At 63.3% G+C, this 14,349-nt stretch carries 12 protein-coding genes; 5 read left to right on the top strand and 7 right to left on the bottom strand.

Translation table 11 applies throughout. From position 1 onward, the window contains the following. Window positions 1–35 precede the first annotated feature (35 nt). From uvrA to ABUH87_RS11970, 5 genes are all read left to right on the top strand, one after another. Window positions 36–2,930: an excinuclease ABC subunit UvrA gene (uvrA, locus tag ABUH87_RS11990; protein WP_367773942.1), complete on the top strand. Its 2,895-nt coding sequence runs from the start codon at window positions 36–38 to the stop codon at window positions 2,928–2,930. A 2-nt stretch (window positions 2,931–2,932) separates the two neighbouring features. Beyond that, window positions 2,933–3,493 carry a hypothetical protein gene (locus tag ABUH87_RS11985; RefSeq protein ID WP_367773940.1) on the top strand — a complete coding sequence of 187 codons (561 nt, stop codon included), beginning with the start codon at window positions 2,933–2,935 and terminating at the stop codon, window positions 3,491–3,493. Next, window positions 3,471–3,671, top strand: coding sequence for a hypothetical protein (locus ABUH87_RS11980; RefSeq protein ID WP_367773938.1), 201 nt, complete (start codon window positions 3,471–3,473; stop codon window positions 3,669–3,671). Before ABUH87_RS11985 ends, ABUH87_RS11980 begins: the two co-directional genes overlap by 23 nt. A gap of 143 nt (window positions 3,672–3,814) precedes the next feature. Further along, window positions 3,815–4,663 (top strand): hypothetical protein, encoded by an 849-nt coding sequence (locus ABUH87_RS11975; protein ID WP_367773936.1) that lies wholly within the window; start codon window positions 3,815–3,817, stop codon window positions 4,661–4,663. A gap of 39 nt (window positions 4,664–4,702) precedes the next feature. Further along, window positions 4,703–5,179 carry a hypothetical protein gene (locus tag ABUH87_RS11970; RefSeq protein WP_367773934.1) on the top strand — a complete coding sequence of 159 codons (477 nt, stop codon included), beginning with the start codon at window positions 4,703–4,705 and terminating at the stop codon, window positions 5,177–5,179. A gap of 1,313 nt (window positions 5,180–6,492) precedes the next feature. Here ABUH87_RS11970 and ABUH87_RS11965 read toward each other — a convergent pair. From ABUH87_RS11965 to hisG, 7 genes are all read right to left on the bottom strand, one after another. Beyond that, window positions 6,493–7,353 (bottom strand): transcriptional regulator, encoded by an 861-nt coding sequence (locus tag ABUH87_RS11965; RefSeq protein ID WP_367773932.1) that lies wholly within the window; start codon window positions 7,351–7,353, stop codon window positions 6,493–6,495. Beyond that, complete coding sequence (locus ABUH87_RS11960) at window positions 7,350–8,405, bottom strand: GNAT family N-acetyltransferase (RefSeq protein WP_367773929.1); 1,056 nt, start codon at window positions 8,403–8,405, stop codon at window positions 7,350–7,352. Before ABUH87_RS11960 ends, ABUH87_RS11965 begins: the two co-directional genes overlap by 4 nt. A gap of 226 nt (window positions 8,406–8,631) precedes the next feature. Further along, window positions 8,632–10,800, bottom strand: a complete 2,169-nt coding sequence (locus ABUH87_RS11955; protein WP_367773926.1) for a sodium-translocating pyrophosphatase — start codon at window positions 10,798–10,800, stop codon at window positions 8,632–8,634. Window positions 10,801–10,933: 133 nt separating this feature from the next. After that, the gene (thiL, locus tag ABUH87_RS11950) at window positions 10,934–11,896 is read right to left on the bottom strand and encodes a thiamine-phosphate kinase (RefSeq protein ID WP_367773923.1); all 963 of its coding nucleotides are present in this window, start codon (window positions 11,894–11,896) and stop codon (window positions 10,934–10,936) included. A gap of 30 nt (window positions 11,897–11,926) precedes the next feature. Next, window positions 11,927–12,373 carry a transcription antitermination factor NusB gene (nusB, locus tag ABUH87_RS11945; protein WP_367773920.1) on the bottom strand — a complete coding sequence of 149 codons (447 nt, stop codon included), beginning with the start codon at window positions 12,371–12,373 and terminating at the stop codon, window positions 11,927–11,929. Beyond that, window positions 12,370–13,662 (bottom strand): histidinol dehydrogenase, encoded by a 1,293-nt coding sequence (gene hisD, locus ABUH87_RS11940; protein WP_367773918.1) that lies wholly within the window; start codon window positions 13,660–13,662, stop codon window positions 12,370–12,372. The genes nusB and hisD overlap by 4 nt, the downstream gene beginning before the upstream one ends. Then, window positions 13,662–14,318, bottom strand: a complete 657-nt coding sequence (gene hisG, locus ABUH87_RS11935) for an ATP phosphoribosyltransferase (RefSeq protein ID WP_367773916.1) — start codon at window positions 14,316–14,318, stop codon at window positions 13,662–13,664. The genes hisD and hisG overlap by 1 nt, the downstream gene beginning before the upstream one ends. Window positions 14,319–14,349: the final 31 nt, after the last annotated feature.

Below are 14,349 nucleotides of genomic sequence, written 5' to 3'. Positions count from 1 at the left end.
GACCCGCGCGAACATCTCGGGAACACAGCCCCTCCATGAGCCTCACTCACATTACTGTGCGCGGTGCGCGCGAGCATAACCTCAAGGGCGTGGACATCGCGCTCCCCCGTGACAAGCTGATTGTCATCACCGGGCTGTCCGGCTCGGGCAAGTCGAGCCTGGCGTTCGACACGATCTATGCCGAGGGGCAGCGGCGCTACGTGGAGTCGCTGAGCGCCTATGCGCGCCAGTTCCTGGAGATGATGCAGAAGCCCGATGTCGAGCATATCGACGGGCTCTCTCCCGCGATCTCGATTGAGCAGAAGACGACGAGCCGTAACCCGCGCTCGACCGTCGCGACCGTGACCGAGATCTGGGACTACATGCGCTTGCTCTGGGCGCGCGTGGGTGTGCCTTATTCGCCCGCCACCGGCTTGCCGATCGAGGCGCAGACGGTGTCGAACATGGTCGACCGCGTGATGGCTCTGCCCGAGGGTACGCGTGCCTACTTGCTCGCGCCCGTGGTGCGTGGCCGCAAGGGCGAGTATCGCAAGGAAATCGCCGAGTGGCAGCGGGCTGGCTACACCCGCGTGCGGATCGACGGCGAGATGTACGCGATCGAGGACGCGCCTGCGCTCGACAAGAAGTACAAGCACGACATCGAAGTCGTGGTCGACCGCATCGCGGTGAAGGACGGCATCCAGACGCGGCTGGCCGACAGCTTCGAGCAAGCGCTGAAGCTCGCGGAGGGGCTGGCTTATATCGACCTCGCCGATGGCGTCGTGCCGGGCCGCGAGGACGGGGGTGAAGGCACCAACCTCAAGGGCGCGGGGCTGCCTGCCAACCGCATCGTCTTCTCCGAGAAGTTCGCCTGTCCGGTCAGCGGCTTCACCATCGAGGAGATCGAGCCGCGGCTGTTCTCGTTCAACGCTCCGCAAGGCGCGTGCCCGGCCTGCGACGGTCTGGGCGAGAAGCTGCTGTTCGATCCGCAGTTGGTGGTGCCCAACGAAGGGTTGAGCCTCAAGAAGGGCGCCATCGTGCCTTGGGCCAAGTCCAACCCGCCCAGCCCCTACTACATGCAGGTGCTCTCCAGCCTCGCCGAGCATTTCGGCTTCGCGCTGGAGACGGCGTGGGAAGAACTTGCCCCCGAGCACCGCGACGCCATCCTGTTCGGCACCAAGGGCAAGGCCGTGCCGCTCACCTTCAAGGACGGGCGCAAGAGCTACACCGTCAACAAGGCGTTCGAGGGCGTAATCGGCAACCTCAACCGCCGCATGTTGCAGACCGACAGCGCCTGGATGCGCGAGGAGCTGGGCAAGTTCCAGACCGCGCAGCCGTGCGAGACCTGCCACGGCAAGCGCCTCAAGCCCGAGGCGCTCAGCGTCAAGATCGCGGGCAGCGACATCGCCAGTGCCGCCCGCCTCTCGGTGGCGGACGCGCATGCCTGGTTCGGCGAACTCGATGCCAAGCTCACCCCGCAGCAGAGCCAGATCGCCAAGGCCATCCTCAAGGAGATCAACGAGCGGCTGGGTTTCCTCAACAACGTCGGGCTCGACTACCTCAACCTCGACCGCACCAGCGGCACCCTCTCGGGCGGTGAGAGCCAGCGCATCCGCCTCGCCAGCCAGATCGGCTCGGGGCTTTCAGGCGTGCTCTACGTGCTCGACGAGCCCTCGATCGGCCTGCACCAGCGCGACAACGACATGCTGCTCGCCACGCTGAAACGCCTGCGCGACCTCGGCAACACCGTCATCGTCGTCGAGCATGACGAGGACGCGATCCGCGCGGCCGACTACATCGTCGATCTTGGCCCCGGCGCCGGCGTCCACGGCGGCGAGGTGGTGGCTGAAGGCACGCTCAAGCAAGTGCTCAAGTCCAAGAACAGCCTCACCGCCGCCTACCTCAACGGCACGCGCGAGATCGAGGTCCCCAAGCAGCGCCGCAAGGGCAACAAGAAGTTCGTGACCGTAGAGAACGCGCGCGCCAACAACCTCAAGGGCGTCACTGCCAAGTTCCCGCTCGGCACCTTCTGCTGCGTGACGGGCGTGTCGGGCTCGGGCAAGTCCTCGCTCACCATCGACACGCTGCAGGCCGGCGCCTCGCGCCAGCTCAACGGCGCGCGGGTGATCGCGGGCGCGCACGACAGGATCACGGGGCTTGAGAACTGCGACAAGGTGATCGAGATCGACCAGTCCCCGATCGGCCGCACCCCGCGCTCCAACCCGGCGACCTACACCGGCGCCTTCACCATCATCCGCGACTGGTTCGCAGGCCTGCCGGAGAGCGCCGCGCGCGGGTACAAGCCGGGGCGCTTCAGCTTCAACGTCAAGGGCGGCCGCTGCGAGGCGTGCCAGGGCGACGGCCTGATCAAGATCGAGATGCACTTCCTGCCCGACGTCTACGTCACCTGCGAGGAGTGCCACGGCAAGCGCTACAACCGCGAGACGCTGGAGGTGAAGTTCAAGGACAAGTCCATCGCCGACGTGCTCGACATGACGATCGAGGATGCCGAGGAGTTCTTCAAGGCCGTGCCCCCGATCCGCGACCGCATGCACATGCTCAACGAAGTGGGGCTGGGCTACGTCAAGGTCGGCCAGCAGGCGACCACGCTGTCGGGCGGCGAGGCGCAGCGCGTGAAGCTCGCCAAGGAACTGGCGCGCCGCTCCACCGGGCAGACGCTCTACATCCTCGACGAGCCGACCACCGGCCTCCACTTCGAGGATGTGCGCAAGCTCCTCGAAGTGCTCCAACGCCTCGTCGACCAGGGCAACTCGGTGGTGGTGATCGAACACAACCTCGACGTCATCAAGGTGGCCGACTGGATCATCGACCTCGGCCCCGAAGGCGGCGTCCGCGGCGGCGAGATCGTCGCCACCGGCACGCCCGAGCAAGTGGCGGCCAACCCGGCGAGCTTTACGGGGCGGTATCTGAAGCCGTTGTTGGAGCGGTGACGATGTCCGATAGCGAGAGCGGCTACCGGCCCGAGTTCGTCGCCGCCTTGCAACTCTTCGCCCGTGTGAGCGAAGCCATGCACGCACGCGGATTTCAGCGTCCCATCCTTGTCGGCGGCGCTGCGGCCGAATTGTGGTCCACCGGCGCCGTCAATACCGGCGATTTCGACATCTGCACCACTCGCCAGCCCGAGTTGGAAGAGGAGATGCAGCGCCTTGGCTTCGTGCGACCGTCCGGCGCCGGAGCCATGCTCAAAGGCTGGATACACCCCGAACTGCGCCTGGGCTTTGAAGTTGTGGCCGAAGTGCCGATGGACGGCAACGTCGATGCCGCGCACATCCGCTTGGTGAGGCCGATCGGCGGCGGGGGCTTGTTCCGGGTCGTCTCTGTCGAGGATCTGATCGCGGACCGCATGGGCCAGTATGCCTCCGGCGCGGCGCCGGATCGCCTGGGACAGGCACGCGTCCTGCTGGGACTTCACCCGGATGCCGACATGGCCTATCTTGAACGTCGCATCCGGGAAGAAAGCGCGGGCGACTATGGCGTTAAAGACATCCTCTGAAAGCGAGCCGCCGCAGGCCGAGGCGGTGATCGACATGGCGGAACTCGGTGCGCGCCTCTCGGCTCGCCGCGCGGAACTGGGCTGCGCCAGCGAGATGCCCCGCAACGCCGGCAACCGCCGCACCGCATCCAAGCGCGCGCTGCTGGCAGCCATTGAGGCCACCGGCGCCAAGTGGTGAGGTGAATACGGGACCTCACCTCGGGAAGTATGCAAGGTGCCCAGCATGCTCCTCCCACCTTGCTCTGTAGGTATGTTGCTTTAGCTACCGGCAGCTGCTTACTCGAGGTATCGTACTTCTGAGTGTTCCGGGGTAGGGCATTGATGACCACACATCGATTTCATGTACTTAGAATTCAATGTGAGCGGATTCTGCAGTCGAGTCTGTTTGAAATCAAAAGGAGCCCCTCAGAAGTCATTGCTGCCTCCATTGAAGCTCAACCAGAGTCGGTTGTCCGTAGGAACTCCGAGTGGCATATAGCTGCTCCGACGCCTCTATCCGAAGGCGCTCTGGCATTTCAGATGGGCCGCGTGCAATCCGTGCCCACTCCCCACTATGATGATGTGAAACGTGTCTTCTTCGAGTTTGACACCGAAAGGGCGCCATTCACATGGGCGGTCTTCGATGAACGAACGCAGGCATGCGGAGTGCTCCGCAAAACTGGTGTCTCTCTTCGGGCGACTGAAGTAGCCTCCAAGCTTGAGAGGCTTCTTAACGCCAGTCAGGTGCCTCAAGAGTCTGGGTACAACCTTTACGTCGAGGTGATTCCGGATCCGGAAGACTTTGTAGATACGCTGTTAACCGCCGACAAAGTCGTTCGCTTTGCTTTCACCGCTCGGTATGAAAATGCCTTTGATGTCTCTCGGTTAATCCAAAGACCTGCTGAGCAGTTCAACGAAAAAGTTGGCGGTGAAGTAACCAAAGTCGAGGTTGAAGGTCCTGATCTCAGCAGGCCCATTCTAGAGGAGCTCACGCGAGGTGTCGCAGCAGTCGGTGAGAAGGCAACTGCCACGGTACGTGAGAATGCTGGTTCGAAGCTTAGGAAAATACTACTACAAGGTGCTCCTCTTCTCGGAGAATTTGAGTGGGTGAATGAGCAAGTTTCACCGTTAGACGCCCTCAAGGCCGCTCTACGCGAAAAGTACAATAGTCTCAGAAAAGAAGAACGGTGAGTTGCTGTCATGCCGGTTGAGACATTTTGGCGTTGGCTCGTGACGCGACAAGTTCGCGGCAAGACTGGCATCTGGACTCTTCTTAACTGGTGGCTTGCTCTAGATTTGGCTGTCGCCTCAGTGGCTACTGCCTTCCTGAAGGTGGACGGTTTTTTATTCGCCGAAAAGGGGTTGTTTCCAGCCACTGCGATTTTGGTCAGCATGTCAGTCGCATGGACAGCAAGAGCAGCAACTGTGATCAACGATAACGATTTCCGTAAAGCGATCATTTCTGAGGATCGTCCACTAGTCGATTACGTATACGGATATCAGCTTTGCTTACTAGTTATCATGTCAACCGTTGTGTACATTGCTATTATGGCGGTCGGCGGGTTTGATTTCTACATGTTTACGCCAGAAATATCCCGGGCAGCATCAACTGTTGCCTTATACTTCCTTCTCTCTCTGTCGGTTCGCTTATGTTGGACGGTCATCAATTTTTCAAATCTACTCGCCTTGCTAAAAGATCGGCTTTGACTTCGTATCCTTGTGCAGCTGACCTCACATGGTCTGAGAAGTTCCGTAAATCGCTTTCCTACACGCCTCAAACTAAATAACCATATAGGTTCCTATCGGCGGGCCGTTGAGCGACACGTCGTGCTTGCCCATGTTGCGAGGTGAACCATGTCGGACAGTTCAGAAGCGAATGCGCCTTCCTATCCCACGCCGTTCGGGCGGGGGTGGATACCGGTCGAGCGGGATATTGGCTTGCCGGGTGAGGACATGGTCCTGCCCGGAGTCGGCGGGGCGACCGCTCGCGAGGCGAGTGGGGCGGGGGCGGTGCCTTTCGGCGCGGCCTCGCGGGAGGACGCCAGCGCGCTCCACGGCGGGGCCGATGGTCCGCCTCCGCCTGCCGGGGAGAACGCGAGCGCGCCCAACCACAACTCCTGGACTCCGGCGCGCAAGGCGGCGTTTCTGCATCACCTTGCGGAGAAGGGGAACGTGCGGGCCTCGGCGGCGCGGGTGGGGTTGTCGCATCAGTCGGCCTATGTCGCGCGGCGGCGGGACCGGGTGTTCCGGGCGGGCTGGGATGCGGCGCTGGTGCTCGCGCGCGAGGCGGCGGCGCAAGTGCTCGCCACCCATGCGCTCGATGGGATCGAGGAGCCCGTGTGGTTTCGCGGCGAGCAGGTCGGCACGCGCCGCCGCCATGACTCGCGGCTGCTGCTCGCCCACCTCGCGCGGCTCGACAAGGCGGCCGAGGAGACCGACGCGGGCGACTATGCCGAGCGTTTCGACGAACTGGTCGCGCAAGTCGCAGGCGAACTGCCGGAGGCAGGTCTGGCCGATGCGGGGGAGAGCTGGTCCGATCCGGCGCCGCTGCTCCCCCATGCGCGCGAGCTTTGGGCCGACCGCATGGCGCACCAGCTCCAGCAGTCCGCGCGTGAGGCGTGGCGAGAGGGGATGCGCGCCAAGACCGCCACGCGCGACGACGAACCCAGCGAACTCCACACCCCCTGGTTCGAGGCCGCGCTTTGCGAGTGGGACGCCTGGCATGCTCGCGCCTGCTCCGCCGTCGATGCCGCCGTCGCCAGCGCAAGCAAGGGGCCGCCGACGTGGGTCTTCCCCAAGGTGGAGATCGACATGGCCGCGTTCTACGCCGCCGACGACGACTTCGCCGACGATGAGAGCGACGAAGGTGACCCGCGGCCGCACTGGGCCGACATGGGCTATGGCCCCGAGGACGTGGTGATCGAATACAAGTCGATGGAGATGGCGGGACTTGTTCCCCTGGACACCGGCAACTGCGGCAACCTCAGCGATTCTGGGGGCGGCCATCCCGCGGACGCCGTTCAGGCTCCGGTCCGCGCCGCCGTGCCGCCTGCGCCGAGCTTTCTCGCCACACGCCAGCCCAGCGCCTTCGCCCGGTTCGACGCGGGCCAGCGTCCGGGGCGCGCGGGCGTCATGCCCCACTGGCGCAGCAGCCCGTTGAACGCGCGCGCATCGGCCTCGGCAAAGCTCCACTCCGAGCGCCAGGTGATCGACAGCGAGATGGACGGTTCCGGCCCGTTGCGCACGAAATGCGGCGCCATGACCGGCACGAACAGCGCCTCGCCCGCCTGAAGCGGGAACGCGGTGCCGCCAGCCAGCAGCTCCTCGCGCCACTTGAGCTCGCGTCCCCCTCCGGTGTGGTAGGTCTCGTGCACTTCGTCCGGCGCGTAGAGCGGGTCTCCGGCGGGGAACTGCGTCATCACCTTGGACCCGCGCACCTGCAGCAGGATGTTGTGCTCGGGGTCGAAGTGGTAGGGGGTGACGCCGCCCGGTGACGTCACGAAGATGAAGGCTTGGGTCTTCAGCATGCGCCCGGTCTTCGCCTCGATCCCGGGCCGCAGGTCAGCCAGCAGCGCCTCCAGCAAGGCGGCGTAGGCGGGGTCCTGCTCCACGTTTTTCAGGACGGCCCAGGAATTGGCGCTCTCGATCCGGCGGATGGTCTCGCCGATGGGAATGCCGGTGGGGGCGGGCTTGCCGTCGATGCCGATGGGCTGGTCGCCGGCGTTGTACTCGATCGAGGCGGGCGGCAGGCTCTCGGCCAGTGCGGCCAGCGCCTCACGCTCCAGCAGCGGGTGATGGTCCAGCGTGTGCGGCAGGACATGCGGCACCTCGGGATAGGAGGCGGCGAACGTCTGGCGGGCGGCGGGGGGAAAGACGGTCATGTGCGGCGGGTCTCTGCGCGGACGAGCTGACGGAAAGCGAAGCGGCGGGCCGGGCCACCGATGGCGATGGAGATCCGCCCGATGCTGCGCCGCTCGCGCCAGATGTGGTCGATCATCGGGTGATCGGCGGCGGCGCAGCTGTCGGTCCAGGCGATCTCGGGCCGGGCAAGAATGGCGAGGTTCTCGCGCTGAAGCAGGACGCCGGGGGAGAACTTGGCGAACCGCTCGTCGAACGCGGTCTTGAACGAGAACGCGCCGGGCGGGGCGAGGAAGCTGACAAGCATGGCGATTGGCCGGCCGTCTAGCGTGAGGGTGAGGCGTTCGAGGCGGCCTCGCGCTGCGGCACCGGCGAGGCTCTCGCAGAACAGCGCGGCGGTGGCGGGGGATGAGGCGAGGGCGGAACCGGCCTTGCCTTTCCAGCCAGCTTGCTCGAGGCGGAGGAAGTCGTGGCACCAGCCCTCCAGCCCCTCGCTGTCCGTGGAGCGGGTGAAGGCAACAGCCCCTTCGTCGGCGAGGCGATTGGCCTGGCGGCGCAGCTCCTTGCGCTTCTTGCCGGATAGCGAGGCATCCCAGTACGCTTCCGGCGTGAGATCGGAGGCGAGCAGGGCCCGCTCCTCACGGTGGACCACCTCGGCTTGCCGGCGCTGGCTGGCGAGCACCTGGTTCAGCGCGGCGTGGAGGGGGCCGTCGAGCGGCAGGTCACGCAAGTGCAAGAACAGCGCGGCGCCTGCGTTCTCGTCAGCCCAGCGCAGGAGGGCTTCCCAGAACGGCACTTCGGCGCCGGGAGCAACAAGTGGCGCGCCGCAAAACGCGTTGGGGTGCTGCCAGTTGGCGAGGTGGGGAATGGGGTAGCCGTAGTATCGGCCCTGCCGGATGAGCGGGAGAAGTCCTGCGAGGTGGCCACCCTGCTCGAAACGAAACAAGCGGGCCTTTCGCTCGGTATCGAGATGAGCGAGAGAGGGGAGCAGGTACCAGCTCGCGTGGAAGGGATTGGGCTCGCAGGAGCGGTCGGCGAGGACGTCCCAGGCTGCGACCTGAGCCGGGACGGACATCTCCTCCCACCGCAGGCACGCGGATGAACCCATGGCTGGCGGGCCCGCTCGAAAGGTGAGGGCCGGGTCGATCCTGGGCTGCGTCGCCACGTTAGCTTTTGCCTCGCCCCACAGCCGGTTACGCGTGTCTCCCTGCTAGCGGAGCAGGGTCAAGGGCAGGTCAACGGAGATGGTTAAAGAATTGCCCCGCCCGGACCGCCGGACGGGGCTGCGACTTGGAGCAATCCTAGCCGGCGTTTGCAGCCAGCGCTGCCAAGAGCAGGAGTGCGACGATGTTGGTGATCTTGATCATCGGGTTCACGGCGGGTCCCGCGGTGTCCTTGTAGGGGTCCCCAACCGTATCGCCGGTCACAGCCGCCATGTGAGCCACGGACCCCTTGCCGCCGTGATGACCGTCTTCGATGTACTTCTTCGCGTTATCCCATGCGCCGCCGCCTGAAGTCATGGAAATCGCGACGAACAGACCCGAGACGATGACGCCCAGCAGCATCGCTCCCAAGGCGGCGAAGCCCTCTCCCTGTCCCGCGACTGCAGTAATGATGAAGTACACAGCGATGGGCGAGAGTACCGGCAACAGTGACGGGATGATCATTTCCTTGATCGCGGCACGAGTGACGATGTCGACCGTCCGAGCGTAGTCGGGTCTGCTGGTCCCTGCCATGATGCCGGGGTTAGACCGGAACTGCTCGCGCACATCTTCGACAACTGATCCTGCTGCGCGCCCTACTGCAGTCATCCCGAATGCTCCAAACAGGTAAGGCAGTAACGCGCCGAGCAAAAGGCCGACGATGACGAATGGGTTTGACAACGAAAAGTCGACTGCGACTGTTGGGAAAAACTCCTTGAGATCGGTCGTGTAGGCACCGAAGAGGACCAGAGCCGCGAGTGCTGCGGATCCTATGGCATAGCCTTTGGTCACCGCCTTGGTGGTGTTGCCCACGGCATCAAGGGCATCGGTCCGCTCTCGGACGCTGTCTTCGAGGCCAGCCATTTCCGCAATGCCGCCCGCGTTATCCGTGACGGGGCCGTAGGCATCAAGTGCCACGACCATCCCGGCAAGCGACAGCAGAGCTGTCGCGGCGAACGCTACGCCGATGATGCCAGCCAACTGGTACGTAGCGACCACCGCGACCACGATCACGAGAGTTGGAAGAGCCGTGGATTCCAGGCTGATCGCGAGACCTTGGATGACATTCGTGCCATGCCCCGTCTCACTCGCACGCGCAATCGAGCGGACCGGCCGGAAATTGGTGCCGGTATAGTACTCCGTTATCCATACGAGAAGGCCAGTGACCACCAGACCGATCATCATGCACCAGAACAGGTCAAGGGCGGTGAACTCGGCTCCCTCACGAGCGGCCGAACCCAGTGCACTTTCCGTAGTCAGGGTGTCTGTTACTGGCTGAAGGAATCCAGCGCCGCCGATAGTGGCATTGAGATCGCCGAACGCGAATTGGAATACGCCATAGATGGCCAGGGCGGAGAGGGCCACCGTAACCCAGAAGCCCTTGTAAAGAGCGCCCATAATCGAGGATTTCGATCCGAGGCGCACGAAATATGTGCCTATGATTGATGCTACGATGCAAACGCCCCCAACCATCAGAGGCACTGCCATAAGCGTCAACAGTTCGGCAGTAGGAGCATCGACGAGGAGCGCGATCGATACCATGGTGAGGCCAATCGTAACGACGTAGGTCTCAAACAGATCGGCGGCCATGCCAGCGCAGTCACCGACATTGTCACCCACGTTATCGGCGATGACCGCTGGATTGCGGGGGTCGTCCTCGGGAATGCCGGCTTCGATCTTACCCACGAGGTCGGCACCTACATCTGCCGCCTTGGTGAATATGCCTCCGCCAAGCCGCGCAAAGATTGAGATGAGGGAGGCCCCGAAGGCGAGGGCGGTCAGCGCCTCCACAATAGGACGGGCATTTGGCGCCAGCCCGGCCGGACCGATCAAATACCAGAAGATGCTCGCCATCGACAGGAGGCCGAGACCTGCCACGAGCATTCCAGTAATGGCTCCTGACCGGAATGCGAGTGTAAGCCCGCCTTGAAGAGAGCCCCGCGCGGCCTCGGCGGTGCGGACATTAGCGCGAACTGAAATGATCATGCCGATGTAGCCAGCAACGCCCGAGAGGATGGCGCCAATGAGGAAGGCGATTGTCGAGAGGCCACCTAAGGTGAGAAACAGCACGATGGCGACGATCACCCCGACGACGGCGATAGTCGTATACTGCCGCCCCAAGTACGCTTTGGCCCCCTCTTGAATGGCCGCCGCGATGTCCTGCATCCTTGCATTACCGGCGGGTGCACCGAGCACCTGTCTACTGGTGATGAGACCGTAAACAACGGCCACCAGCCCCAGGACGATTGCGAACGTGACTAGTTCCACGCAACATCCCCTTTTCCCATGGTCATATGTTTATTTGCGGCAACGTTTAATCGCTGCTCTATGCAAGGGCTATAGTGCTGCCGGGAATGTGGCAAGTACCATGGAATCAGGGAGAACCATGGGTTGGAGGGAACTAGTGTTCGAAGCCCAGGCGATCAGGCGTGGCCACGGCGACATCATCGAACATCAGGGAAATGCCCTTGCCCTCCATGAAGTGTCCAACAGGGTAGAGTGTCGAATGAAGGTTGCGCGCTACTCTTTCGAGAGCGCCCGCGGCATCTGAGGCGGCAGTAAAGAGCAGGCAGTAATCGTCACCTGCGGAGGCTGCGAACAGGCGCGCCTCTAGATCCTCACCGAACACTTCCGCGAACGCGGGCGACAGCGGAATCTTATCAAGCTGGATCACGGCGGCGAGCTCGCTGGCAGAGGCCAGGCGCTCAGAGTCGATCAGCACGCCGTCCGAGACGTCCATCATTGTCGTCACATAAGGAGCGAGTGCCACTCCCAGATCTACACGCGGCATCGGTTTCCGATAGCGATCCACAAGCTGATGCTGTGCCGGCGAGTCGGTCTGTCGCTTGCCCTGCAAGAGAGCGAGGCCGGCACCCGCGTCGCCAACAGGAGCGCTGAGCCACAGTGTGTCACCGGAGCGTGCTCCGCTGCGCGAAGGAACTGGCATCCTCGCGCGTGGCTCGCCGAATGCCACTAAGGCAAAGTTGCGTCCGGCGCCGCTCTTTGGCCGTACCGTATCTCCCCCCAAGAGCGGAATCGCGAAGAACTCGCAGGCTTGCTGCAGTCCTTGCAGAAAAGCTTCGTTCCACGCATCTGCATCGGTGAGCGCATATGATAGCAGACATCCTCGCGGCTCTGCGCCTTTCGCCGCGAGGTCGGACACATTCGTCGCGACCAGCTTCCAGGCCACGGTGGCTGGAGGATCATCCGCAAGAAAGTGAACATCCTCGCAGATTGCGTCCATGGTCAGGACCAATCGTGCTCCACCGAGTTCAAGCACGGCGGCATCATCAGTCAACCCGCGAGCAGCCGGGTCCGTGGCAATCGCACGAAGGGCCCGAATGAAGGCGGCCTCGCTTGTCATTATCGCATGCGAGCTTCGACCGGCCAGCGGTTACTGGCGTACCTGCTTGCCGACCGCGTCGAGCACACCGTTGACGAACTTGGTTTCTCGCGTCTCGAAGAAAGCATGCGCCACATCCAAGTACTCGTTTATCGCGGTGCCGGTGGGCACGTCCGGTCGAGCCAGAAGCTCCCATGTACCTGCGCGAAGGATCTGAAGCATAGTGCGATCCAAGCGTGCGAGTGACCACCCCTGCGCCAACTTGCTTGTAAGCAGTGCATCGATCTCGTCGCGCCGGGCGAGCACCCCCTTCACCACATCGTCGAAGAAAGCGACCTCTGCGTCCGCATACTGATCCTCGTCGATCTCTGCGCCGAGACGATGGCGGTGGAACTCGTCTAACAGCTGCGCCTGAGGCGTATTCTCCATTTCGTGTTGATAGAGCGCCTGAACGGCAGCCAGGCGGGCGGCTGCGCGCGCCTTTGACTTGGGTTTCATATTCCGAGCCTTGTTTCGATAGAGCGCGCATGTGCGGGAAGCCCCTCGGCTTCCGCCAGGGCCACGGCTGCGGGGCCAATGGCAGTCAGCGCCTGCTCGTTCAGTTGGATGAAGCTGGTCCGTTTCATAAAGTCCAGGACCGAAAGGCCGGACGCGAACCGGGCGCGACGTCCGGTGGGAAGAACGTGGTTGGGCCCCGCCACGTAATCACCGACTGCCTCGGGGGTATGGCGCCCGAGGAAGACGCTGCCTGCATGCCGGATGCGGGCGAAAAGGGCCTCCGGGTCATCAGTTGCGATCTCGACGTGTTCGGCCGCAAGCGCATTCGCGAGGCGGGGCGCCTCGTCAAGGCTGCCTACTTCTATGATCACGCCGTGCTTTTTCCAGCTCTGCTCGGCCACCCGGGCAGTCTGCAACATCGAGATTTCTACCCCGACGCGATCCGCCACAGTGTCTGCGAAGACCGGGTCGTCGGTGATCAGTATCGATTGCGAGGACGGATCGTGTTCCGCTTGGCTCAGCAGATCGGCTGCTATCCATTCCGGCTCGTTCTTGGCATCGGCAATGACCAGGATCTCGCTCGGGCCGGCAACCATGTCGATGCCGACGACACCGTAGAGTTGCCGCTTTGCTTCAGCCACCCAGGCGTTGCCAGGGCCGGTGATCACGTCGACGGCGCGAATGCGTTGCGTGCCATATGCGAGGGCACCAATCGCCTGAGCTCCGCCAATGCGCCAGATCTCGTCCACGCCGGCCAGATGCGCCGCCGCCAGGACGAGCGGATTGATCGCCCCTTTGGGTGACGGGGTGACCACAACCAACCGCTCGACCCCTGCGACCTTCGCAGGGATGGCGTTCATAAGGAGCGAAGACGGGTATGCGGCGCGTCCGCCAGGAACATATAGGCCCGCGGCATCCACCGCGGTCCACTTCGCGCCCAGTCTCACGCCAGCTTCGTCCGTGAAGTCCCTGTCTACCGGACGCTGGGCTTCATGATAGGCGCGGATGCGCTCCGCGGCGAGTTCAAGCGCTGCGCGAAGGCTAGGATTAAGCGCGTCGAACGCCTCTCGGCAGGTTGAAAGCTCGATACGCCAGGAGGAATCTCCATTCAGATCGTGGCCATCGAACCGCTGCGTCAGTTCCGCCACCGCCTCGTCACCGCGGTTGCGAACGTCTGCAAGGATGAGAGACACATCGCGAGCTACATTCTCATCGCTTTCGCGCCGCTCCCGTACGAGACGGGCAAACGCTTTCTCGAACTCTGGGTCCCGAGTAGAGAGCCGCTGCATCAGGCGGTAGCCTTCTGTTGTGCGACCAGGGTGCGGAAACGCTCGACCAGTTGGCCGACACGGCCATCCGTCTTCAGGGCAGCGCGGTTGACAATCAGACGCGCCGAAATCTCAAGGATCGTACTCGTTTCAACAAGCCCGTTCTCGCGAAGAGTACGTCCGGTCGACACGAGATCGACGATCCGGCTGGACAAGCCCAAGCTTGGCGCAAGCTCCATTGCGCCATTCAGCTTTACCACCTCCGCCTGCACTCCAATCTGCTCGTAATGGCGGCGCGTGAGGTTGGGGTACTTGCTCGCGATGCGAAGGTGCGAAGGCAGCACGCCCGAGACCTGCCCTGCCGGCTCGGCTACTGAAAGGCGGCAATGACCTATGTCGAGATCGACCGGCGCGTAAAGGTCCGAGTATGCGAACTCCTCCACGACGTCGGAGCCGACAATACCGGCTTGCGCAGCACCATGTGCCACGAAGGTGGCGACGTCGAAGGCCCGCACGCGGATGAGGCGTATATCCGCATCCTCGCAAGCGAACGACAGCGCGCGCGACTTCTTGTCGTGAAATTCCGGTTCCGGGACGACCCCGGCGCGCGCCATCAGCGGCAGCGCCTCGTCAAGGATTCGGCCCTTCGGGACAGCGAAGATCAGCGGATTTGGCATCGTGCGCGCCTTAGGCGTCAACTGGGAAAAG

Source organism: Novosphingobium rhizovicinum (genome assembly GCF_040813635.1).
Lineage (GTDB): Bacteria > Pseudomonadota > Alphaproteobacteria > Sphingomonadales > Sphingomonadaceae > Novosphingobium > Novosphingobium rhizovicinum.
Note: the sequence above shows the minus strand (reverse complement) of the source record. Positions and strands in the feature narration are given on the sequence as shown.

What these genes read in the sequence shown, in the direction of transcription:
- uvrA (WP_367773942.1), top strand. Translation starts at nt 36, where the DNA reads ATGAGCCTCACTCACATTACTGTGCGCGGTGCGCGCGAGCATAACCTC.
- hisG (WP_367773916.1), bottom strand. Translation starts at nt 14,318, where the DNA reads ATGCCAAATCCGCTGATCTTCGCTGTCCCGAAGGGCCGAATCCTTGAC.
- thiL (WP_367773923.1), bottom strand. Translation starts at nt 11,896, where the DNA reads ATGACAAGCGAGGCCGCCTTCATTCGGGCCCTTCGTGCGATTGCCACG.
- nusB (WP_367773920.1), bottom strand. Translation starts at nt 12,373, where the DNA reads ATGAAACCCAAGTCAAAGGCGCGCGCAGCCGCCCGCCTGGCTGCCGTT.
- ABUH87_RS11960 (WP_367773929.1), bottom strand. Translation starts at nt 8,405, where the DNA reads ATGTCCGTCCCGGCTCAGGTCGCAGCCTGGGACGTCCTCGCCGACCGC.
- hisD (WP_367773918.1), bottom strand. Translation starts at nt 13,662, where the DNA reads ATGCAGCGGCTCTCTACTCGGGACCCAGAGTTCGAGAAAGCGTTTGCC.
- ABUH87_RS11975 (WP_367773936.1), top strand. Translation starts at nt 3,815, where the DNA reads ATGACCACACATCGATTTCATGTACTTAGAATTCAATGTGAGCGGATT.
- ABUH87_RS11965 (WP_367773932.1), bottom strand. Translation starts at nt 7,353, where the DNA reads ATGACCGTCTTTCCCCCCGCCGCCCGCCAGACGTTCGCCGCCTCCTAT.
- ABUH87_RS11985 (WP_367773940.1), top strand. Translation starts at nt 2,933, where the DNA reads ATGTCCGATAGCGAGAGCGGCTACCGGCCCGAGTTCGTCGCCGCCTTG.
- ABUH87_RS11980 (WP_367773938.1), top strand. Translation starts at nt 3,471, where the DNA reads ATGGCGTTAAAGACATCCTCTGAAAGCGAGCCGCCGCAGGCCGAGGCG.